The organism is Paracoccus alkanivorans (assembly GCF_003697785.1).
GTDB lineage: Bacteria > Pseudomonadota > Alphaproteobacteria > Rhodobacterales > Rhodobacteraceae > Paracoccus > Paracoccus alkanivorans.
The window spans coordinates 600,111-622,789 of sequence record NZ_QOKZ01000002.1 but is presented as its reverse complement, the minus strand read 5'-3'; the positions used below and the strand labels follow the sequence as shown (position 1 = coordinate 622,789).

Sequence of the window (22,679 nt, the reverse complement as noted above, 5' to 3'; positions counted from 1 at the left end):
ATCCCGTCTATGACAAGGGCATGACTCGCGATGCACAGACGGTGGACGATGTCCGGGACATGGCCGAAGAAGTGGCGCGGCTGATGGCCGACCGCCTTGGCGGTGCGCGCCGGAGCGAGCGCCCGGGGCTGCAGGTGATGTTGCGGCGCCGTGGCGGGGCCTTGCCGCGCAAGCTGCGGCGCGCGGCTGGCGTTCTGGCCGAGGCCGAGCTGCACAGTGCCCAGCCCAGAATCGCCCGGCAGCTGGATCTTCCTGCGATCAGCCGCGCCTACAGCGCGCTGATGGCGCATCTGCAACCGATGGGCGAGATGAGCCGCTGGCGCGACCGTATGCTGAACTTTGCAGCCTCGCTGGTGTTCGGGCTGATGGTGCTGGCGGCGCTGCTGATCTGGCTGATGGTCCGGCGCGGCTCTCTTTGACATGCCCGCATGGATCCCGCAACGGCAGCCAGGCTTTGCCGCATCAGGCGCTTGCGGCATGTCCGACGTGGCATTCTGCCGAAGATCAAAAGCATATGACGGGGTAATAAGATGATGATTTTCTGGCGGCGTGGGCTGGTGTTCCTTGCCGTGCCGAAAACCGGGACGCATTCCTATCTGGCCAGCCTTGGCGATGCCGCCGATATCCTGTTCCGCCATCCACAGGGGCTCAAGCATATGGGGCTGCGCCGCTATCATCGTCAGATCCGGCCGCTTCTTCCGTCAGGCGAAACGCTCGAGACATTCGCCATCATGCGCGAGCCGGTCGATTGGCTGGGGAGCTGGTATCGTTACCGGTCGCGTTCCGAAATCAAGGGCCGGGAAACATCTACCAGCGGCATCAGCTTCGAGAAATTCGTCGCGGACTACCTGTCGGAAACTCCTCCGCCCCATGCCGAGATCGGGAGTCAAAGCGGGATGCTCAGCTATGGCAAGCCTCTCCACGTCGTTGATCACCTGTATAAATACGAGAATCCGGAGGCGATCGGGGAGTTCTTGTCCGACCGTCTGAAAGTTACGCTTGGTAAGCTGCCGATGCTGAATGTCTCTCCTGACGCCGAGATTGCACTGAGCCGAAAGCTTCGCAGCAGGCTAGAGAAGGAGCGCGGGAGGGATTTCGAGCTTTACGCCACAGCGACAGGGTAAGGATTCGTCACCTGCCGGCAGGCGGTGGGTCTGCATGTATCGCAAACCTGCCTTGCCCGTTTGACCGCTTGTTCATGCTGCGTTGCGGCATGCATGTTGGTCTCGAACGGAAAAGAGGCTCACATGAGTGATTCGCGCAGCTTGCGGCCAGCCATTCTTGCCCTTGCCCTGGGGGCATTCGCGATCGGAACCTCGGAATTCGCGGCGATGGGGCTACTGCCCTATTTCGCCGCCGATCTTGGCGTGACCGAGCCGCAGGCCGGTCATGTCATCAGCGCCTATGCCCTTGGCGTGGTCGTCGGCGCGCCGCTGACCTCGATCCTGGGGGCAAGATTGCCGCGGCGGCGTTACCTGGCCGCATTGATGATGTTCTACGGGGTGATGAACCTGCTGGCGGCTGTGTTACCGGGATTCGCCACGCTGGCGGGCATGCGGTTTCTGGCGGGATTGCCGCATGGCGGCTTCCTGGGCGTGGCGATGCTCTATGCCGCCGATGCCCTGCCACGCGAGCACCGGGCAAGGGGAGCGGCGCAGATTCTCATGGGACTGACGGTCGCCAATATCGCCGGGGTGCCGCTGGCAGGAGCCTTGGGGCAGGGGGTCGGCTGGCGTTGGGGCTTTGCGCTGCCCGGCCTGCTGGCGCTGGTCTCGGCATGGGCGATCCTGCGGCTGGCGCCGCGCGTGGGCGCCGATCCGAATGCGCGCCCTTGGGTCGAGTTGCAGGCGCTGCGCAACGCGCGGGTGCTGTGGTTGCTGGCAGTGGGCGCGATCGGCTGCGGTGGGGTGTTCGCCGTCTATGCCTTTCTGACGGCGGCGATGCTGGCCACCACCGATGCACCGGTCTGGGCGATTCCGCTGGCGCTGGCCATGTTCGGGGTCGGCGGCACGCTTGGCATATGGGCTGCCGGGCAGATCACCGAACGCTTGGGCCATGTCCGCGCGGCCTATATCAGCCTTGGCACCATGGCCGTGACGCAGGCATTCGCGGCGCTGGTGGTTGGGGACTGGCGGTTGATGGCGCTGTCTTCCTTCCTGCTGGCCGCCGGGGCCGGGCTGGTCATTCCATTGCAGACCCGGCTGATGGATGTGGCCGGTCCCGCGCAAAGCATGGCCGCTGCCCTGAATCACGCGGCCTTCAACGCCGCCAATGCATTGGGGCCGCTTCTGGCCGGGGCCGCTCTTGCCGCCGGATGGGGCTGGCAGGCGCCGGGGCTGGTCGGTCTCGGGCTTACGGCTGCGGGGGCCCTGGTTCTGACGCTGGCGGTCTGGCAGGATCGGGGAGCTGCGGTGCCGGAAGGCTTTGCATGATGACCCGGCGCGAGTTCGAGGCGAATTCGCGCCGCCATGTCACGAAAAGCACCACCGCCGTCGCCACGATGAGCGCCCAGGCCCCTGCCAGCCAGGCCAGCCCCCCGAGCGCGAAATAGACCGAGCGCAGACCGGCATTGAAGCTGCGTGCCGCCGTGATGTTCAATTCTCCTGCCTGGCCGGCGCGGATGCGCGCCATGGGATGGTCGGTCTCGTTCGGGACTGCCGCCATCATGATCGCGCAATAGCCGAACAGCCGGTGCGACCAGACGAATTTCAGAAAGGCGTTGACGACGAAGAACATCGGCACCAGCAGCTTCAGTTCCCATAACAGGGTGGTGCCGTGCTCCAGTTCGAATTCCTGCACGATGCCGCGGAGCCGGTCGGTATTGCCTATCAAGGCCAGCGCGCCGCCGATGGCGATCATGCAGGCCGAGGCGAAGAATGCCGTGCCCTCGCGCAGGCTGGACAGGATATTGCCGTCGAAGATGCGCGGGTCGCGGGTGACGAATTGCCGCATCCATTCGCGTCGATACCGCTTCATCAGCACCGAGACCGAGGGCTTGCCCGCAGGCGGATTCTCGGTGATCCAGCCGATGCCCAGCCATGCGATGAACAGCAGTGCCACGGCCGCCAGATCGAGAGGCGTCAGATCTTGGACAAGGGGGATATCGGCAAGCATCTCCATTCTCATAGCATGCCCGGCAAGGGTGAGTACCGGATTCGCGTCCCGAAGGCATACCGGAACAATAGGCCGTGAGGCGATCCCTCGGAAAGCCGGAATGGAACGAAAAATCGCCCGCCGGGTCTTGAAAGCCGCGAAAGTGCCACCAGATTTTTGCCATCGGCGGCCGGAATGGCGCCGGTAAACCGCCCGCCCGGAGACCGGGGGGCAATGACATGGCATCGCTTATGAAAGGATGTGACTGATGCGTAATTTCGACCTGACCCCGCTTTATCGCGCCACTGTGGGTTTTGACCGGCTGGCCGATGTCGTGGACCGCGCGCTGACGGCCGATCTGGCCGCACCCACCTATCCCCCATACAATATCGAGAAGACCGGCGAGGACAGCTATCGCATATCGATCGCCGTGGCCGGCTTCGCCGCCGACGATCTGAGCGTCGAACTGCGTGACAGTGCCGTCATCGTTTCGGCCCGCAAAGCCGAAGAGGATGACAACCGCAGCTACCTGCATCGCGGCATCGCCACCCGCGCCTTCGAGCGCAAGTTCACCCTGGCCGATCACGTTCGTGTCGATGGCGCCAGCCATGTCGATGGCATGCTGCATATCGATCTGGTGCGCGAAATCCCCGAGGCGCTGAAACCGCGCCGGATCGAGATCGCCAAATCCGCGCCGAAAGTGGAAAAGCTGGACGCCTGACAGCCCCGTTCCACTGCCGGTTTTCGGAACCGCCCGGCCGCCCCATCGGCCGGGCGTTGCTTGATTCCGGATAGCTGCGGGAAAGAGGCGTTTCCCTCAAGCCGGATATTCTCCTGGGAAACGGCGGATGTGACAGGCAGGAAAATTCCCATGTCCGGTAAAACCGCCTGAAAGCCGGGGCAGGTTGCTCATGCTGCCGGGCGGAAGCCAGAGTCATTCGCTAACAAGGTTGAATTGAATAATTGTTCAATTATGCTTGTTCCGGCAATGCCGGTGGAGGGCCGGCAGCCGCAAGGCGAAGGGAGGAGACATGATGGTCTATGGCGAGGCACCGCATGCCGGTGGCAAAGCGCATGTGCGTGGTGGGGAAGAGCCCGCATTGCTGAACGACACCATTCCGGAACTGCTGGCGCGCTGCGTGGCGGGGAATCCGGATGGCGAGGCGCTTGTCTTTCCCGATCGCGGCCTGCGGCTTGGCTGGCAGGAGTTTTCGGATGCGGTGGATCGTCTTGCGACGGGGCTGCTTGATCTCGGGCTGGCACGGGGGGATCGCTTGGGGATCTGGTCGCCAAATCGTCCCGAATGGGTGTTGACCCAATTCGCGACTGCACGGATCGGCGTGATCCTCGTCAACGTGAACCCGGCCTACCGGATAGGCGAGCTGGAATATGCGCTGCGCCATGTCGGCGTCCGGGCGATCATCGCCGCCGACCGGTTCAAGTCCTCCGACTATCTTGCCATGCTGAACGAACTTGCCGGAGAACTTGGTGAATGCGCGCCCGGTGCGCTGGTTTCGGCAAGGTTGCCCGACTTGCGTATCGTCATTCGCATGGGCGGGGAAAAATCCGACGGGATGTTGAATTTCGACGATCTCGCCGCGACCCCCGCCGATCCCGGGCGGCTCGATGCCGCCACCGCGGCGCTGTCCCCTGATGACGCGATCAATATCCAGTTCACCTCGGGCACGACCGGATTGCCCAAGGGGGCGACGCTGACCCATCGTAACATCGTCAACAACGCGCATTTCACCACCGGGCGAATGCATTTCACCAGCGCCGACCGGTTATGCATCCCGGTGCCGCTCTATCACTGTTTCGGCATGGTCATGGGGGTTCTTGGCTGCGTCACCAAGGGCGCCGCCATGGTTTTCCCGGGGGAGGGCTTTGACCCCGACATCACGCTCGCGACTGTCGCGAACGAGAAATGCACCGGGCTTTACGGGGTGCCGACCATGTTTTCGGGCATGCTTGATGCGGAAGGTTTCGCCGGGCATGACCTGTCGCGGCTGCGCACCGGGATCATGGCGGGCGCGCCCTGTCCGATCGAGGTAATGAAGCGGGTGCAGCGCGACATGAACATGTCCGAAGTCACCATCGCCTATGGCATGACCGAGACCAGCCCCGTATCCTTCCAGTCCCATACCGACGATCCGCTGGAAAAGCGCGTTTCGACCGTGGGGCGCATTCATCCGCATCTCGAGGTGAAGCTGGTCGACGATCAGGGCCGGACCGTCGGCATCGGCGAGACGGGAGAGCTGTGCACGCGCGGCTATTCGGTCATGCGTGGCTATTGGGGCGAGCCGGACAAGACCGCCGAGGCCATCGACGATGACGGCTGGATGCATACGGGTGATCTGGCCACAATCGACGCCGAGGGTTATTGCAGCATTGTCGGCCGTGTGAAGGACATGTTGATACGCGGCGGCGAGAATATCTATCCCCGCGAGATCGAGGAATATATCTTTCGCCATCCGGCTGTTCAGACCGTGCAGGTCTTTGGCGTGCCGGATGAGAAATTCGGCGAGGAGGTCTGCGCCTGGATCGTGCTCAAACCCGGCCAGGAGGCGACAGAGGACGAAATCCGCAGCTTCTGCCAGGGGCAGATGGCGCATTACAAGGTGCCGCGTCATATCCGGTTCAAGGCCGAGATTCCGATGACGGTGACCGGCAAGCCGCAGAAATTCGTCATGCGCGATGCGATGGCCCAGGAGCTTTCCGGCTGACGGGGATGGCGGGGCGCGGCAACCGGCAGGCCATTCGCGCGTTGACCCCTATCGACAATCGGCGCGCCAGCGAATTAAAGCGATGCTCTGACTGCATCCTTTCTGTATCCTGTGCGTTAATGGTTCAGGATTGACATACGGAGAGAAGCCATGACGCTTCATCGATACATCACTGCGGCGGTTGTTCTTGTCGCCATGGGAATTGCGCTGCCCGCGTCTGCCGACCCGGGCAAGGGCAAGGGAAATGGCAAACATGCCCGCCATCATCAGGTTCACAAGCATGGCGGCGAGCGCCGGGTTCTGCCCCGCTATGTCGCGAACTGCCCGCCCGGACTGGCCAAGAAAAACCCGCCATGTGTTCCGCCGGGACAGGTGCGTAACGCCGATATCCGGTATGTCCCGAGTATCGGGGATATTCTGCGCGTGGGGGATTACAGGATCATCCGGGATCCGAGCCGCTACGATCTGGAATATCGCCGGGGATGGGATTACTACCGGGACGACAACTATGTCTATCGCGTGGATAGCGGTACGCGGAAGGTCCTGGCTGTCCTTGATCTGCTGAGAGCATTCTCGAACTGAGGGAAGGGCGTGGCGCAACGCGCGGATCGGGATGTCGCGGCAGGGCCGCAAGTCATCCCCGATCCGTCTTTCGCCGGTTCCCGTTTGCGTGCCGCTGGAAATGCCGGGTGACGTTTCGCACCAGCCCATCCAGATGCGAATCTATGGCCGCGGTCATGCGGACGGGGTCGCGGGCATGCAGTGCCGCGATCATTTCCTCGTGTTCTGCCAGCACGCGCCCTGCCTCGGCCCGTTCGCGCGCTGACAGAAAGCGGATGCGCCACAGACGGGCAAGATATTCACGATAGGTCCGGCTCAGCGCGGCGTTATGCGCGGCATCGGCGATTGCGGTGTGCAGGCGCATGTCGCGGTCGAATACGTCGATCTTGTCGCCCAAGGCGTGATCGGTGGCGATGTCGGTGACCATGCCCGCGATGGCCTCGATCTCTTCGGCTGTCGCGTTCCGGCAGGCGAGGCCGCCCGAGAACAGCTCGAGCTGACGCAGCACGGCAATCTCGTCCAGCACCTCCTCCAGCGAAGGGTTGGCGATGATGGGGCTGCGCAGCGGGCGCAGCGTGACCAGCCCTTCCTGTCCCAGGATCCGTATCGCCTCGCGCAAGGGCGTGCGGCTGACACCCAATCGCAGCGCGTGGTCGCGCTCTTTCAACAGGCTGCCAGGGGGCAGGTCGCCGGTCAGGATCTCGCGCCGCAGCCGTGCGGCGATACCGGCGGGATAGGTCCGGTCGGTATCTTCAGTGCGGGTCATCGCATTGCCCGGCCGCCCCTAGTTGACCGGTGTTTCCGGCTCGCGCCCGTCCAGCATGGCGCGCAGGTTGCGGCGCTGCAATTCGCCCATCGCGGCGCGGGTCTCGGCCGTGGCCGAGCCGATATGGGGCAGGGGGAGAAGGTTTTTCATCCCGATCAGGCGCGGATCGACTTGCGGCTCTCCCTTGAATACATCCAGCGCCGCGCCCCGGATGGCGCCCGATTCCAGCGCGGCAATCAGCGCCTCTTCGTCGATGACAGTCCCGCGCGAGATATTCACGATAACGCCGTCCGGACCCAAGGCTTCGATCACCTCGGCCGAGACGAAACCCTCGGTCTGCGGGCCGCCGACCACCGCGACGAAAAGATCGTCGGCGGCGCGGGCCAGATCGACCGGATCGGCGTGATAGGTCCAGCCTTCGGGCGTGTCCTTGCGGCTGCGCGACTGGTAGTGGATCTCGCATTTGAAACCGGCGAGCCGGTCGGCGATCTCGCGCCCGATGCGGCCGAGCCCGAGTATGCCGACCTTGCGTCCTGAGGCCTTGCGCGCCAGTGGCAGTTTCCTGCCCCGGCCCCAATCGCCACTGCGCAGATGCTGCATCGCCGGTTCGAAGTCGCGGGCCTGCGCGATCCACATGGCGACCGCCAGGTCGGCCACGTCGTCATTCAGAACGTCGGGCGTGTTGGTAACGCGGATACCCCGTGAACTTGCGGCCTCCACGTCGATCGCATCATAGCCCACGCCGAAATTGGCGATTGCCTTCAGCGAGGGAAGCAGATCCATGCGCGCGCCGTCGAAAGGATCGTGCCCCATGAAGGCAACGGCGAGGATATCTTTCCGCTCGGCCTCGGGTAGTTCGGCCATCTCGGCAAGGCTCGCTACTCGGCGGGCGTCGAAATCCTGTTCCAGCGCGGTGGCGTCCCTGTCGGAATAGGGACCAATTGCAATGATTTGGGGCATGGGAATTCCTTTCGCTATTTCTGGGCCGAACCGCGATGCCGCATGGACAAGCGGGAGTTCACCGGTATCAGCCGCGCCCGATAAAGGGCATGTTCGTGGCCATGACGGTGACGAATTGCACATTCGCGCCCTCGGGCAGGCTGGCCATGTGCAGCACGGTATCGGCCACGACCTGCGCATCCATCACCGGCTCGACCCTGACCGAGCCGTCGGCCTGCGGCACGCCCCGGGTCATCTTTTCGGCCATGTCGGTCAGCGCATTGCCGATATCGATCTGTCCGCAGGCGATGTTGAACGGCCGCCCGTCAAGCGAGATCGAGCGCGTGATCCCGGTCACGGCATGTTTCGATGCCGTGTAACCGATCGAGCCGGGCCGGGGAGCATGGGCCGAGACCGAGCCGTTATTGATGATCCGCCCGCCCTGCGGCTTTTGCGCGCGCATGACGCGAAAGGCCGAGCGGGCGCAATTGAAGACGCCATTCACGTTGACGTCGATCACGCGGCGGAATTCATCCGCATCGACCTCGTCGGGGGTCTGGGTGACCAGCCCGGTGCCGGCATTGTTGAACAGCGCGTCGATCCGGCCCCACCGGGTCACGGCCTTGTCGAAAGCGGCATCCACCGCCGCGGCATCGGTGACGTCGCAGGGCAGGACCAGCGCGCCCGCATCGCCCGCGGTTTCGCGCAGCGCCTCCTCGCGCCGGCCGATCAGCCCGACCTGCCAGCCCGCTTGCAGAAATACCCGCGCCGTGACCCGGCCGATACCGCTGCCCGCGCCGGTGATGATGATGGTGCCTGTCATTGCCTCGCCTCCCCCTGTGATATCAGTTCAGTGATTGTCGCGCGGCAGGTTGCGTGCCACGCGTTGATAGGCCGTCGCCAGTTCCAGGCAGCCGCCATCGGCCAACTGGCCGACATGGCGGCGATAGATCTCCTGCCAGGGCGTCTGGTTGACCAGTTCGGGCGGCTGCCACGCGTCGCGGCGGCGCTGCCATTCGTCCTTTTCGACCAGCGCATCCATGCGCCGGTTGTTCAGGTCCAGCCGCACCCGGTCGCCGGTCTGCAGAAGGGCAAGCCCACCGCCCACGACCGCCTCGGGCGAGGCGTTCAGGATCGAGGGGCTTTCCGATGTGCCCGACTGCCGCCCGTCGCCGACGGTGGGCATGTGGTTGACGCCCTGTTTCAGCAGCGCATCGGGCGGCTGCATGTTCACCACCTCGGCGCTGCCCGGATAACCCACGCAGCCGACATTGCGGATGAAGAGGATGCAATTCTCGTCGATCTCCAGCGCCGGGTCGTTAATGCGGTCGTGGTAATCCTCGGGACCTTCAAAGACAATGGCGCGGGCCTCGTGGACCCCTTCGGCACCGGGATGCGACAGGAAACGGTCGCGGAAATCCCCGGAGATCACGCTGGTCTTCATCAGTGCCGAGTCGAACAGGTTGCCTGACAGGACCAGGAACCCCGCATTTTCGCGCAGGGGATCGGCGACGGAACGAATCACTTCGCTGTCGCGGCTGTCCCAGCCCCGCAGGTTCTCGGACATGGGTTTGCCGGTCACGGTCATGGCGTTTTCGCGGATAAGCCCGGCCTTGCGCAACTCTCCCATCACCGCAGGCACGCCACCGGCGCGGAAGAAGCTTTCGCCCAGATACTCCCCGGCGGGCTGCATGTTGACCAGCAGCGGCACCTCGAAGCCGATGGTTTCCCAGTCCTTGACGTTCAGCTCGATCCCGGCATGGCGGGCAACGGCCTGCAGATGCGGCGGCGCGTTGGTCGAGCCGCCGATGGCCGCGTTCACCACGATGGCGTTCTCGAAGCTTTCACGGCTGAGGATATCCGAGGGTTTCAAATCGTCCAGAACCATCTGCACGATGCGCTTGCCGGTCTCGTAAGCCATCGCCATGCGCTCCCGGAAGGGTGCGGGGATGGCGGAACAGCCGGGCAGGGACATGCCAAGCGCCTCGGCCATCGCGTTCATGGTGCTGGCGGTCCCCATGGTGTTGCAATGGCCAAGGCTGGGCGCGGATGCGCAGACCCGGCTTATGAATTCCTCGTAATCGATCGCGCCCTCGGCCAGCAGGCGGCGGCTTTCCCAGACAATAGTGCCCGAGCCCGCGCGCTTGCCCTGCCACCAGCCGTCCAGCATCGGCCCGCCGTTCAGCGTGATCGCCGGGATATCGACCGTCGCCGCGCCCATCAGCATGGCGGGGGTGGTCTTGTCGCAACCGGTGGTCAGCACCACGCCGTCGATGGGATAGCCATGCAGCACCTCGACCAGCGACAGGTAGGCGAGATTGCGGTCAAGCGCCGCGGTGGGGCGCTTGCCGGTTTCCTGGATCGGATGGACCGGGAATTCCATCGGGATGCCGCCGCCATCGCGAATCCCGGCCTTGATGCGGTCCATCAGAAACACATGGATCTTGTTGCAGGGCGCAAGGTCGCTGCCGGTCTGGGCGATGCCGATGACGGGCCGGCCCGCCTGGATTTCCTCGCGCGTGAAGGCCTGGTTCTGGTAACGCTCCACATAGAGCGCGGTCATGCCGGGATTGTTGGGATTGTCGAACCATTCCTGGCTGCGGAAGCGTTTGTTTGCGCGTGTATCGGACATGGTTCCCTCCGGCTGGCGTCAGCTTACCTGAATGCGAATCTGGTATACCATGCCGGCGTGGACTGTAAAGCCGAACACAGCCACGGAAGGACAAGCGCTTGAACAATGCGAGGAAAGGCAGATAACGTATACATAAGGATTGGCGCAAAGGAGGAGCAGCGCATGAAGGTTCTCATCATAGGCGCGGCCGGTATGGTCGGCCGCAACCTGACCGAGGCGCTGGCCGAAAGCGGCAAGCTGGGCGATCAACCGGTAAGCGGGATGACGCTGTTCGACGTGGTGCCCGCCTCGGCGCAAGGGAATAGCCGCGTGACGGTCGAGGTTGAGACCGGCGATATCTCGGACCGGGCCGTGGTCGGCCGGCTGGTGGCGGGCCGTCCGGAGGTGATCTTTCACCTTGCCGCCATCGTCTCGGGCGAGGCCGAGGCCGATTTCGACAAGGGCTATCGCATCAACATGGACGGCACGCGCAATCTCTTCGAGGCGATCCGGGCGCTTGGGGACTATCATCCGCGCGTCGTCTATACCTCTTCCATAGCGGTCTTCGGCGCGCCTTTCCCCGAGGCGATCGGCGACGAGTTCATCACCGCGCCCATGACCAGCTACGGCGCGCAGAAGATGATCGGGGAACTGCTGCTGAACGATTATTCCCGGCGCGGCATCTTCGACGGCGTGGGTATCCGCCTGCCGACAATCGTGGTGCGGCCGGGCAAGCCTAACAAGGCCGCGTCGGGTTTCTTCTCGGGTATCATCCGCGAGCCTCTTGCGGGGGTGGAGGCGGTGCTGCCCGTCGATGACGACGTGCAGCACTGGGTGGCCAGCCCGGCATCCGCGACAGGCTTTCTGATTCATGCCGCGACAATGGACACCGCGCCTCTCGGGGCCCGGCGCTGCCTGACCATGCCGGGCCTGTCCGTCACCGTCGGCGAAATGATCGCCGCGTTGGGCGAAGTCGCGGGCGAGGATCGCGTGGGCCTGATCAGGCGCGAGCCCGACGCCACGATCCGCGCCATCGTCGCCGGCTGGCCGCGGAATTTCGACGCCGCACGCGCAATCGAGGCCGGGTTCACCGCCGATGCCAGTTTTCAGGATATCATCCGTGCCCATATGCACGATACCGGGTTGCGGGAAGGGGAGACATGAAGGCCGGGCGCGCCTTTCGCTCGAACCGGGCGACACGGCCTCATCCGGTTCTTCCGGGAAGCGAGGACATGCCCGCGCGCGAACGCGCCTATCACGACCTGCGCTACCGGATCCTGACCGGGCGGCTTGCGCCTGGCACGACGCTTCTGGAGACCGAACTTGCAGCGCTGTTGTCGCTGTCGCGCACGCCGGTTCGCGAGGCGGCGATCAAGCTGGCCGAAGAGGGACTGGTCAATATCCGCGCCCGCCATGGCATCACCGTGTGCGACCTGAGCCTGTGCGACGTGGCCGAGGTCCTCGACGTATTCTCGGCACTGGAGATCCGCGCCGTGGCGCTGGTCGCGCGGCGGGGGCTGAGCCACGGCGAGCATAACCATCTGTCGGGGCTGCTCGACCGGATGGAGCGCTACACCGCCAATGGCAATATCGTGCGCTGGTCGGATCTCGACGACGATTTCCATTCCAGCATGGTCAGCCTGTGCGGCAATGCACGGCTGCAACGCACGCTTGGCGAATATTGGGGGCAGCAATTTCGCGCGCGGATGCTGATCCTGCCACTGCGTCCGGTGCCGCATCAGTCAGACAAGGAGCACCGGGAGATCCTTGCCGCCGTCCATGCCCGCGACGAAGAGGCTGCCCGCCATGCGCATGAACGTCACCGCGCCCGCGCCGATGCCCAGCAGCTTGCCTTGCTGAAGAACCACTTGCCGCCGGGCGATTCCACGGATTCACAGGAGGATATGCGATGAACCAGATTGACCTTAGCGGCCGCCGCGCCATCGTCACCGGAGGCGCGCAGGGCATCGGCCTGGCCGTTGCCCGCCGCTTTGCCGGCTCGGGGGCGGAGGTCATCATCTGGGACAGCAACGAGGAAGGTGCGCTGGCCGCGGCGGAGGAGATCGGCGGCCGGGCACGCAAGGTCGAACTGACCGATGATGCCGATGTCGCCGCCGCGGCCGATGAGGCGGGCGTCGTCGATATCCTCGTGAACAATGCGGGCATTACCGGTGGCAATGCCCGCCTGTGGGAGATCGAACCCGACACATGGCGGCAGGTCATGGAGGTCAACCTGAATGCGCCCTATGTGATTTGCCGCGCGCTGGTGCCCGGCATGATCGCGCGCGGTTACGGGCGGATCGTGAATGTCGCCTCGATCGCGGGAAAGGAGGGCAATCCCAATGCCTCGCATTACTCGGCCTCGAAAGCGGCACTGATCGCGCTGACGAAAAGCCTCGGCAAGGAGCTGGCGGGAACAGGGGTGATGGTGAACTGCATCACGCCAGCCGCCGCGCGCACGCCGATCTTTGACCAGATGAAGCAGGAACATATCGACTACATGTTGTCGAAGATACCGATGAACCGCTTCCTTGAGCCGGAAGAGGTCGCCGGATTGGTTGCCTGGCTGGCCTCTGAGGAGTGCGCCTTCTCGACCGGCGCGGTGTTCGACATCTCGGGCGGGCGCGCGACGTATTGATGCCGTGCGGATGCGATTTTCCTCGTTGGCCGGCGCCTATGTCCCGGCATGCCGCGAGGCGGTTGAATGCGCCGGATCGTGGTATGCCAGATTGCATGCCATCTGCCGGTGGACTAGGTTGCGAAGGATTTTTTCAAATTGGGGGACGGAATGAAATTATTGCGTTACGGGCCGGTCGGGGCCGAAAAGCCGGGGCTTCTGGACGATCAGGGCCGGGTGCGTGATCTTTCGGGCCATATCGACGATATCGCAGGCGATGTGCTGGCACCTGAAGGGCTGGAGCGCCTGCGGGCCCTTAACCCCGACGACCTGCCGCTGGTCGAGGGCAAGCCGCAGGACGGGCTGCGCCTTGGCCCCTGCGTCGGCCTGGTGCGCAAATTCATCGCCATCGGATTGAACTATGCCGATCACGCCGCCGAATCCGGCATGGCGGTGCCCTCCGAACCCGTGGTTTTCAACAAATGGACCAGTTGCATTACCGGCCCGGATGACGAAGTCCTCGTGCCGAAGGGCTCGACCAAGACCGATTGGGAGGTCGAACTGGGCATCGTCATCGGCGCCCCCGCCTCGGGGGTCGGCAAGGCCGAGGCGATGAAACATGTCGCTGGCTACTGCGTGGTCAACGATGTCAGCGAGCGCGAATGGCAACTGGAACGCACGGGAACCTGGGACAAGGGCAAGGGCTTCGACACATTCGGTCCCATCGGTCCCTGGATGGTAACGGCGGACGAAATCCCCGATCCCGGCAAGCTGAAGATGTGGCTCGAGGTGGACGGCAAGCGTTACCAGGACGGCTCGACCGAGACGATGATCTTCGGCGTTGCGGAACTGGTCAGCTATTGCTCGACCTTCATGACCCTGCAGCCGGGCGATATCATCACCACCGGGACGCCTCCCGGCGTTGGCATGGGGCAATCGCCGCAGGTCTTCCTGAAAGGCGGCGAGGTCATGAGGCTGGGCATCGAGGGCCTGGGCGAACAGACCCAGAAGGTCGGCAACGCCTGACCATGAGTGCCGAGGCCCGCCTGCGCGAATCCCTGTGCGAGCTGGCGGCCTCGCTTTTCCGGCGTGGGCTCACGCATGGTTCGACCGGGAATATCTCGGCCCGCTGCGAGGATGGCGGGCTGCTGGTCTCGCCCACCGGCACGAGTTTCGGGCGGCTGGACCCGGCGCGGCTTGCCCGCTTCGACGCCTCGGGCCGGCAGATCGGGGGCGATCCGCCGACCAAGGAGATGCCTCTGCATCGCGCCTTCTACGACACACGGGACGGGACGGGGGCGGTTGTGCACCTGCATTCCTGCCACTCGGTTGCGCTGTCCATGCTGCCGGCCGAGGATCCCGACAACTGGCTGCCGCCGATGACACCCTATGCGATCATGCAATTGGGCAAGGTTACCCTGCTGCCCTATTTCCGGCCGGGTGATGCGGCGATGGGCGATGCTGTGCGCGGGTTGGGCGGCAAGCGCGCGGCGGTGATGCTGGCCAATCACGGCCCCGTCGTCGCCGGCAGGACGCCCGAGGCGGCCTGCAACGCGGTCGAGGAACTCGAGGCGACCGCCCGCCTTGCCATGATGCTGCGTGGTCTGCCCGCCCGGATGCTGGATGCCGCGCAGATCGCCGATCTGGTCCGTATCAACAAGATCGAGTGGGAGGACTGAACTTGCCTCGTTTTTCCGCCAATCTCGGTTTCCTCTGGTCCGATCTGCCGCTGCCCGACGCGATCCGGGCGGCGGCCCGGGCAGGGTTCGATGCGGTCGAATGCCATTGGCCCTACCGGTTCGATCCCGCCGATATCCGTGCCGCGCTCGACGACACGGGGCTGGAGATGCTGGGTCTGAACAGTTCGCGCGGCAAGGAGGGAGAGAACGGCCTTGCCGCCCTGCCGGGCCGCGAGGCGGAAGCACGCGAGGCGATCTCGCAGGCGCTGGATTACGCGGGCCGGATCGGTTGCAAGGCGGTGCATGTCATGGCCGGTTTCGCTAGCGGCCCGCGCGCCGAGGCCGCGTTCCTCGCCAATCTGGATTTCGCCTGCGAACTAGCGGCGCGGCAGAGCGCGGCCATCCTGATCGAGCCGCTGAACCATTACGATGCGCCCGGTTATTTTCTGAACAGCGCCGATCAGGCCGCCGCGATCATCGAGCGGGCGGGGCGTGGCAATCTGCGGATGATGTTCGATTGCTATCACCTGCAGATCATGCAGGGCGACCTGACACGGCTCTTGCATCGCATGGCGCCCCTCACCGGTCATATCCAGTTTGCCGCGGTGCCCGATCGCGGCGCCCCGGATCACGGAGAACTGGATTACCGCCATGTCTTTGCCGAGATCGACAATATGGGCTGGGATCGTCCGTTAGGCGCGGAATACCGCCCCGTCGGTGCGACAGATGCGAGTCTCGGCTGGATGCAGAGCCTGCGTCCAAGCGCATAAGTTCAGGATGAAAGCGCAACGGAATTGCAGCGTATATCGCGAAATTCCCGCCCGCATACAGTCCGAAGCTCGATCCCGGCAAGGTTGAAACCGGCATCGGCAGAATCCGCCCGGCACAGTGCAGGGTGAACCCCCGGCCGATACGCGCAGGGGCAAGCTGAATCAAGGCAAGTCGTTAATCCATGTAGGTAAAACTACCTGCGTAATCTTGCGAATATCCGCATCAGTCTGAATTCTGTATACCATTTATGCCGCCGAAAAATATATGTGAGGCGGCGGGTTAACCAGCACTGTTTTCCCGAGTTGAATAGTCTGTCCCGGCAGCCCGGGTGGTGGGTGACCGCACGGCACCGGGAGATATTGAACGAGAGCCATTTCAGATCGCCGTCGGAGTTAGGGGCATTGCGCCGAGCTCCGGCGGCTTTTTCATTTCTGGATGTGTGGCGCGCAGGCCCGGCACTTCTTGTCAGCCCATATTGCGTGCCAGCGACATGAGTTCCACGACCGATCCTACCCCCAGCTTTTCCAGTATCCGCGCCCGGTGGTTGTCCACGGTTCTGGGGCTGATATTCAGATACCGCCCGATTTCCTTGCTGGAAACCTCGGAGGGACGCGAAAGCATGTGATTCACGATTTCCTTTTCACGCGGGGTCAGGCGGGAAAAGCGCTCCTGCAGATCCCGGTCCGTCTGGTTGGCCGCATGCATGGAACTGGCTACGCTCAGCGCGTTCTGGATGCATTCCATCAACTCGGCCTGGCGGAAGGGTTTCTCCAGGAAGTCGATCGCGCCGCCCTTCATGGCCTGCACCGACTCGGGAATGCCGCCATGGCCGGTTATGAAGATTATCGGAATGGCCCAGCCCTTTTTCTTGAGATGTTGCTGCAGTTCCAGCCCGGTCATGTCGGGCATGCCCTGATCGAGGATCAGGCAGGCGATCTGCTCGCTGTCGTAATGCTCGAGAAACTCGGCGGCTGAGGCGAAGGCCTGTGCTTCGATCCCCCGGATGCGCAATGCGCGAAGCAGCGAAGACCTGATATCCGGATCGTCGTCCACGATGAAAACGATATGAGAAGCATCGGACATCCCATCACCCTTCCTGTCATGCGGTTGCGGGTATCGATCTGCGGCAATCGCGGTATTCACGCGGCATCCGGCGATATGTCTCTATATTGATCTCGATTCCCGGTTCCTGATGTTATTGTCAGTGCTATCCGGAAGGATAGGCAAGGTAAAACAGAAACGCGCTCCGCCCGTGTAAGTTGCATCATGCCAAAGCTTGCCGCCATTCGCCTCGATCATGCTGCGGCAAATCGAAAGACCAAGCCCCATGCCATTCGCCTTGGTTGTCTCGAATTCGGTGAACAGTTCGACTTCGGGACTTATCCCCGGCCCGGTATCTTCGACGGATATCTCCAACTGCCGCCCGATTTTCTTGGCTGTGACGGTGATCTTGCGTGGTGCGAGATTGCTTTCGCCCATGGCCTCGACGGCATTGCGAAGCAGGTTGACGATGACCTGGGCGACCTGGATGCGATTGGCGCTGACTGGCGGCGGATCGCATGACAAGGCATGGATCGTCACGCCTGCCTCGGTCGCCTCGGGCTGGACGAGGCGCTGCGCCTGCTCGATCAGCTCGGCGATGTCGAACAGGGTCGCGCCCGTCGCATCCTTCATGATGAAACCGCGCAGCGCCCGGATGATGTCGCCGGCGCGCAGCGATTGCTGTTCGACCTCTGTCAGGATCTCTCTCAGTTCGGGCGGGCGGTTCTGGAGTGAATCGACGATCAGCAGCGCGGTATCGGTATTCTGGGCGATGGCCGCCAGCGGCTGGTTCAGTTCATGCGCAAGCCCGGCCGCCATCTGTCCCAATGTATGCCCGCGGGACAGGTGGATCAGATCGCGGTTCAGGCGGGCGATCTGGTTTTCCTGGGCCTTGCTTTCGGTAATGTCATCCAGCGTCACCACCGCGTGCAGCGGGTTGCCGTTGTAATCGCGAATAAGGATCGCGTTTACCGCGATGGTTATGCTTTCGCCATCCTTGCGGATAAAGCGGGTTTCGTGCCGGGTGGCAAAGCCGTCGCTCGTCGCGAAGAAATCGGAGTTGAACTTGTTGCGGTCATCCGGATGAATAAGATCGGCGTAACGCATATGCGTGATGTCATTCGTGTCATAACCGGTGATTTCGCAGAATTTCGCATTCACCTTGAGAAACTCGCCCGAACTGGGCGTGATTTGCGCCATGGCCCGCGATGACAGGTCGAATGTCTGCCCGTATTCGCGCTCGGTCTTTTTGCGCGCAACGATCTGCTGCATCAGCGTTTCATTGGCGTGGGCCAGTTCCTTGTAGGTGCTGGGCATCGGTTCGGAGGGATCGATCTCTCCCTGGGCGATAAGTGCAGACCGGACGGCGAAGGCGCGGACCGGCCGGTGGATATAATCCGCCAGGGCCAGCCCTGCGAAACCTGTGGCTATGGCGACCAATACGGCAATCCAGATGCTGATCGCCCGGCTTCGCTTGAGCCCGCCGATGAAGTCGATCTCCGGCGCGTAGACGCCGATGATCCATGGCAGGTTATCGCTGATGATCGGCGTCAGGGTCGAAATGTAGACTTCATCATCGAAGATGAACTTGGAAAAGCTTTCTTTGCTTACTTGTTCATTGAACCCATCCCCGAGCCAGGAAAATGCCTCCCGCGCGATCTCGTCTTCGAATTCGCGGATATTCGGAAAGCGTAATGTCCCGTCGTCATCCTGGGTCTTGAGAAGATCCCGGTTGGGATGGGCAATCACGTCGCCATTGCGGTTGATGATCAGCGCTTTGCCGGTATTGCCGATCCTCAGATTCGACAGGAATTCCGAGATGCTGCTGATCTCGATATCCACCCCGACAACGCCACTGATACCGCCATCGCCGGTTCGAACCGGGGCTGCAAGCGTAATGCCGGGCTGCTGGGAGGTGAAGAAGATATAGGGGTCGGTCCATATCGTATCCAGGGCCTTACGGGCGCGGATATACCAGGGACGGGTCCTGGGGTCGAACATGTCGGTCGGATCGACCTCGCTTTTGATCCTTTCGAAATTCGCGTTGCGCCAGATCTGCTCGCTGCGCCGGGTTTCGCCCTCGACGGTGATAATCTTGGTCCGAAACGGAGCCTTCCCGGTATCGCGCATGACAAAGACGAAACTGCCATCCTCCGAGCCGAAATAAAGTCCGGAGAACTGTGGCGTGACCTTGAGTTGCTGAAACAGGAACCGCTCAAGGATCTCGGGGTCGTCGCTGGCCAGAATGCGATTTTCCGACAATCGTGCCGCAAGCTCGGCCGCACCGCGCGCCGGGCGCAGAAAACCCTTGGAATGCTCGGTGGCGTTCATTCCGACATCGCTGAGGATCTTTTGCGCATGATCGAGCAGCGCCCGTTCCGATGTGATATAGGAAGTGAACACGACGGCCAGAACCGCGACGAGTTGAAGGCCCGCCAGACCTATTGCAAGCAGTGCCCCAAGCGAAATCCTCATCTTTGCGATCTTCCAGTAAAGCCGGGTATGACAATATATTGATAGAGTTTCCCCGCGTGACTGAAAACCTGCTGCGTGACAAGAACCGCATTCAAGGATTTGCGGGTCAATCCGATTCATGAACCGCCGGCCCCGGTTGGACAATGGGCGCAAAGCTGGCAGCTGTTCGAATCCCATGAGTTGTTCAAAGAAGGAAATCATCTTCGCTCAGCGAAATCTGCCCGCTCAGAATAAAAGCCATCTCGGCATGGCCATTGCCATCGATGTCAATGTTGATGCGGGTGTCAGCGCCCTGGAATTCCCATTTCAATTGGCGGCTGCCGGTAAAGACATCGTTTCCGATATAGACAAGACCGAGTGACGACAGGTCCATCTTGTCCGACCCGGTTTCAAAATCCCGGATAATGTCGGGGGCGTCGGGAGAACTGTGGGTGGCGAAGGAGAAGCGAAAGCTATCCTTGCCTGTCCCGCCAACCAATTCATCGGTGCCCAGGCTGCCTGCGATCGTGTCATCGCCATATCCACCGTAGATCGAGTCATTTCCCGACCCGCCGACCAGCATGTCCTTGTAGAGATTGCCGTATATCTCGTCGTTACCCTCTCCGCCCCAGATACGGTCGTCGCCGATATCACCGTAAAGCGTGTCATTACCGTCATTTCCGGCGATGCGGTCCGCGCTCTCCCTGCCGAACACGATGTCATCCCCGGCGCCCGCCTCGACGAAGTCGCGCTCTGCTCCGCCGGTTATCAGATCATCTCCCAGCATTCCCCAAAGCTGGTTGAGACCCTCGGCATCGGTGATCGTGTCGTCGCCATACCCGCCATAGATCGAGTCGTTTCCCGGTCCACCGACCAGCATATCCTTGTAGAGATTGCCATATATCTCGTCATCGCCCGCTCCGCCCCAGATACGGTCGTCGCCGATATCGCCGCGAAGCGTGTCATTGCCGTCATTTCCGGCGATGCGATCCGCCTTTTCCCCGCCGAATACAATGTCATCCCCGGCGCCCGCCTCGACGAAGTCGCGCTCTGCTCCACCGTTGATCCGGTCATTTCCCAGCATCCCCCAAAGCTGGTTCAGGCCATTGGCATCGGTCAGCGTGTCATCGCCATATCCACCATAGATCGAGTCATTTCCCGACCCGCCGACCAGCATGTCCTTGTAAAGATTGCCGTATATCTTGTCGTCACCTTCTCCGCCCCAGATGCGGTCGTCGCCGATATCGCCGCGAAGCGTGTCATTGCCGTCATTTCCGGCGATGCGGTCCGCGCTCTCCCTGCCGAACACGATGTCATCCCCGGCGCCCGCCTCGACGAAGTCGCGCTCTGCTCCACCGTTGATCCGGTCATTTCCCAGCATTCCCCAAAGCTGGTTCAGGCCATTGGCATCGGTCAGCGTGTCATCGCCATATCCGCCGTAAAGCGTGTCGTCCCCCGATCCGCCGATCAGCATGTCCTTGTGAAGATTGCCGAACAGCACATCGTTCCCTGTGCCGCCGACCAGATAATCCTCGTCGTTGGAGCCCGACAGGATATCGTCACCCGTGCCGCCATGAAGGCGATCATTCCCGTCATCGCCGGTAAGATGGTCATTTCCGCCGTCGCCGTGAATAGCATCGTTCCCGGCATTTCCCGAGGCCATGTCATCGCCCGCTCTCGCCCTGATCACATCCGGACCGACCTGCCCCGACAAGGTGTCGGCTCCATCGGTTCCGAAAATATGCCTGCCGACCGTAACGGGAGGGGGGTCGGTCCCGAATTCGGCGGGGTCGATTTCGGGCAGGTTGTAATGCGCGATCGGAAACATGTCGTTCGAAAAATCCGCTTCAGTCAGGGCGGTTCCGTCCCTGGTGGCGATTTCGATGGTTGCGTCGTGGAAACGCAGCTTGATACCGCCTGCCTTTGGCAGGAACTGGACCTGATACAGGCTGCGGATGCCAAGCTGGCTCAGGTCCAGCCGGTCTGATTCGATCTCGAAATCCATTATCAGGATTCGGCCGGTATCATGGGCGGGAACGAAAATATCTGCGCCGGCGCCGCCAAACATCCTGATGCCAGAGGCAGTCGCTATCAGGATATCATTGCCATCTTGCGCATCCATTCTCCGGTTGCCTGCTTCGGCGAGTAACAGGTCATTGTTCATTGTTCCGCCGATGACCCTGTTCGCTGACGAAACGGTTTCGCCGATTGTGCCGGGATCGAACTGAAGCTGGGTGATGCCGTTTTCCGTGGCCGAACTGACGAACAGATCTATCTTGCCGTCGTCGAGCCTTGCCTCGATATCGCTCACATCCGCCAGTGTCATTTCGTTGCTGTCCGCGATGGTCTGCAGATGCAAAAGCCGTCCATCGGGCTGCAACGTGAAAATGCTGAGACCGTCATCCACGCCCCCCGCGAAAACATAGGCGCGATCACCGACGGTCACGGTTTCCAGCGAGGTTATCCGTTCAAAGCTGGTATAGCCCTCGTCGAGTATATGGTCGGTCGGCGTCAGCTTGCCGTCCGCAAGAAGCCTGAACACGGTGAGGGTCGAGGAGCCTGCGGCAGCGGCGACGACATATGTATAGCCTCCGGCCTGTATCGCGCTGATATCCGTGGGCACCGCATAGCCTGTTCCCATCGCGCCGACATGCAGCATTCCGGTGCCTATCTGGCCGGAATCGGTCACATGATGTGTCGAGATGAAATCGCCCATCTTCGAGATCGCGACAAGGAAACGCGCCTCTCCGACATGCGTTTCGATGATCTTGTCCAGTGCGCTGTTCTCGTGGGCGTCGGGCAGGGGAATGGCAATGCTGGAGGGCCCGGTCAACTGCCCGTCCGCACCGATCCTTTGCACCGTGAGTTCCAGACTGTCCCGGTGCGCATGGTAAAGAAAACTTCCGGCCGGGCTGCTGAACTGGCCCAGTGAGGTGATCTCGGCGCCGATGTCGCCGGGCGCGAAAAGCGGCCGGAAGCCGCCCAGATCACCGGCAGGTGAAAGGCCGACCCCCATATGTTCGGCGCCGCCCAACCGGGTGAGATGGACAAAATCCTCTCCGTTCACATTCAACAGGTTGATGTCGGGTTCCCGCTGATAGGCGAAATGCGCGGGGAAGGGCAGGGTATCGATCTGCTGTAGCGGCCTGTCGGGCGTGGCAAGCGCATATGAACTGATGCCCGCACCCCAGAAAGCTGTCGTGGCGAGCAGCATTGCCTGGCCATTACTGGTCAGGATTTCCAGATCCGTTACTCCGGACAGCCATTGTTCGTTTGCGGCCGCATGGGTGGCCACATGTCGATAGCTCAGCATGATCGGTCTGTTCTTTGTTACCTGCCGACATCATCGGAAATGTGTCGGCGGGATCATCAAGCCATGAACCGGGCAGGAATGCACCAGATTTGAATGGCGCATTTTAATAGA

The 22,679-nt window shown here is 62.4% G+C and carries 20 protein-coding genes; 12 read left to right on the top strand and 8 right to left on the bottom strand.

Going from position 1 to position 22,679, the window contains the following annotated elements; all coding sequences use genetic code 11:
• The first annotated feature begins 20 nt into the window (after positions 1–20).
• The 3 genes from C9E81_RS07660 to C9E81_RS07650 all read left to right on the top strand — a co-directional run bounded on the left by C9E81_RS07660 (position 21) and on the right by C9E81_RS07650 (position 2,432).
• The gene (locus C9E81_RS07660) at positions 21–419 is read left to right on the top strand and encodes a hypothetical protein (protein WP_122111692.1); all 399 of its coding nucleotides are present in this window, start codon (positions 21–23) and stop codon (positions 417–419) included.
• 111 nt (positions 420–530) lie between these two features.
• A complete protein-coding gene (locus tag C9E81_RS07655; protein WP_122111691.1) occupies positions 531–1,124 on the top strand; it encodes a gamma-glutamyl kinase in 594 nt (197 codons plus the stop codon).
• A 123-nt stretch (positions 1,125–1,247) separates the two neighbouring features.
• Positions 1,248–2,432 (top strand): MFS transporter, encoded by a 1,185-nt coding sequence (locus C9E81_RS07650; RefSeq protein WP_122111690.1) that lies wholly within the window; start codon positions 1,248–1,250, stop codon positions 2,430–2,432.
• On the opposite strand, the gene C9E81_RS07645 is transcribed toward C9E81_RS07650, so the two are convergent.
• Positions 2,353–3,114, bottom strand: coding sequence for a DUF599 domain-containing protein (locus tag C9E81_RS07645; RefSeq protein ID WP_122111859.1), 762 nt, complete (start codon positions 3,112–3,114; stop codon positions 2,353–2,355). The genes C9E81_RS07650 and C9E81_RS07645 overlap by 80 nt on opposite strands.
• 247 nt (positions 3,115–3,361) lie before the next feature.
• On the opposite strand from C9E81_RS07645, the gene C9E81_RS07640 reads away from it, so the two are divergent.
• The 3 genes from C9E81_RS07640 (at position 3,362) to C9E81_RS07630 (ending at position 6,398) form a co-directional block, all read left to right on the top strand.
• Positions 3,362–3,814 (top strand): Hsp20 family protein, encoded by a 453-nt coding sequence (locus C9E81_RS07640; RefSeq protein WP_122111689.1) that lies wholly within the window; start codon positions 3,362–3,364, stop codon positions 3,812–3,814.
• 310 nt (positions 3,815–4,124) lie between these two features.
• Positions 4,125–5,816, top strand: a complete 1,692-nt coding sequence (locus C9E81_RS07635; protein ID WP_122111688.1) for an AMP-binding protein — start codon at positions 4,125–4,127, stop codon at positions 5,814–5,816.
• Between the two features lie 150 nt (positions 5,817–5,966).
• The gene (locus tag C9E81_RS07630; protein WP_122111687.1) at positions 5,967–6,398 is read left to right on the top strand and encodes a hypothetical protein; all 432 of its coding nucleotides are present in this window, start codon (positions 5,967–5,969) and stop codon (positions 6,396–6,398) included.
• A 52-nt stretch (positions 6,399–6,450) separates the two neighbouring features.
• Here the strand turns inward: C9E81_RS07630 and C9E81_RS07625 are convergent, their stop codons facing one another.
• From C9E81_RS07625 to C9E81_RS07610, 4 genes are all read right to left on the bottom strand, one after another.
• On the bottom strand, positions 6,451–7,143 hold the full coding sequence (locus C9E81_RS07625; RefSeq protein WP_122111686.1) for a GntR family transcriptional regulator: 693 nt from the start codon (positions 7,141–7,143) through the stop codon (positions 6,451–6,453).
• Between the two features lie 18 nt (positions 7,144–7,161).
• Positions 7,162–8,103 carry a 2-hydroxyacid dehydrogenase gene (locus C9E81_RS07620; RefSeq protein ID WP_122111685.1) on the bottom strand — a complete coding sequence of 314 codons (942 nt, stop codon included), beginning with the start codon at positions 8,101–8,103 and terminating at the stop codon, positions 7,162–7,164.
• A 67-nt stretch (positions 8,104–8,170) separates the two neighbouring features.
• Positions 8,171–8,905, bottom strand: a complete 735-nt coding sequence (locus C9E81_RS07615) for an SDR family oxidoreductase (protein ID WP_122111684.1) — start codon at positions 8,903–8,905, stop codon at positions 8,171–8,173.
• A 27-nt stretch (positions 8,906–8,932) separates the two neighbouring features.
• On the bottom strand, positions 8,933–10,714 hold the full coding sequence (locus C9E81_RS07610; RefSeq protein WP_122111683.1) for an IlvD/Edd family dehydratase: 1,782 nt from the start codon (positions 10,712–10,714) through the stop codon (positions 8,933–8,935).
• A gap of 162 nt (positions 10,715–10,876) precedes the next feature.
• On the opposite strand from C9E81_RS07610, the gene denD reads away from it, so the two are divergent.
• From denD to C9E81_RS07580, 6 genes are all read left to right on the top strand, one after another.
• Complete coding sequence (gene denD, locus C9E81_RS07605) at positions 10,877–11,857, top strand: D-erythronate dehydrogenase (RefSeq protein WP_122111682.1); 981 nt, start codon at positions 10,877–10,879, stop codon at positions 11,855–11,857.
• Positions 11,854–12,606 (top strand): GntR family transcriptional regulator, encoded by a 753-nt coding sequence (locus C9E81_RS07600; protein WP_208021127.1) that lies wholly within the window; start codon positions 11,854–11,856, stop codon positions 12,604–12,606. Before denD ends, C9E81_RS07600 begins: the two co-directional genes overlap by 4 nt.
• On the top strand, positions 12,603–13,331 hold the full coding sequence (locus tag C9E81_RS07595; protein WP_122111681.1) for an SDR family oxidoreductase: 729 nt from the start codon (positions 12,603–12,605) through the stop codon (positions 13,329–13,331). The genes C9E81_RS07600 and C9E81_RS07595 overlap by 4 nt, the downstream gene beginning before the upstream one ends.
• Positions 13,332–13,481: 150 nt before the next feature.
• Complete coding sequence (locus C9E81_RS07590; RefSeq protein ID WP_122111680.1) at positions 13,482–14,336, top strand: fumarylacetoacetate hydrolase family protein; 855 nt, start codon at positions 13,482–13,484, stop codon at positions 14,334–14,336.
• A 2-nt stretch (positions 14,337–14,338) separates the two neighbouring features.
• Positions 14,339–14,989: a 3-oxo-tetronate 4-phosphate decarboxylase gene (otnC, locus tag C9E81_RS07585; RefSeq protein ID WP_122111679.1), complete on the top strand. Its 651-nt coding sequence runs from the start codon at positions 14,339–14,341 to the stop codon at positions 14,987–14,989.
• A 2-nt stretch (positions 14,990–14,991) separates the two neighbouring features.
• Positions 14,992–15,759 carry a hydroxypyruvate isomerase family protein gene (locus C9E81_RS07580; RefSeq protein WP_122111678.1) on the top strand — a complete coding sequence of 256 codons (768 nt, stop codon included), beginning with the start codon at positions 14,992–14,994 and terminating at the stop codon, positions 15,757–15,759.
• 466 nt (positions 15,760–16,225) lie between these two features.
• On the opposite strand, the gene C9E81_RS07575 is transcribed toward C9E81_RS07580, so the two are convergent.
• From C9E81_RS07575 to C9E81_RS07565, 3 genes are all read right to left on the bottom strand, one after another.
• On the bottom strand, positions 16,226–16,843 hold the full coding sequence (locus C9E81_RS07575) for a response regulator transcription factor (RefSeq protein ID WP_122111677.1): 618 nt from the start codon (positions 16,841–16,843) through the stop codon (positions 16,226–16,228).
• An 81-nt stretch (positions 16,844–16,924) separates the two neighbouring features.
• Positions 16,925–19,276, bottom strand: a complete 2,352-nt coding sequence (locus C9E81_RS07570; protein ID WP_122111676.1) for a cache domain-containing protein — start codon at positions 19,274–19,276, stop codon at positions 16,925–16,927.
• A gap of 184 nt (positions 19,277–19,460) precedes the next feature.
• Positions 19,461–22,568: a calcium-binding protein gene (locus C9E81_RS07565; RefSeq protein WP_122111675.1), complete on the bottom strand. Its 3,108-nt coding sequence runs from the start codon at positions 22,566–22,568 to the stop codon at positions 19,461–19,463.
• Between the last annotated feature and the right edge of the window lie 111 nt (positions 22,569–22,679).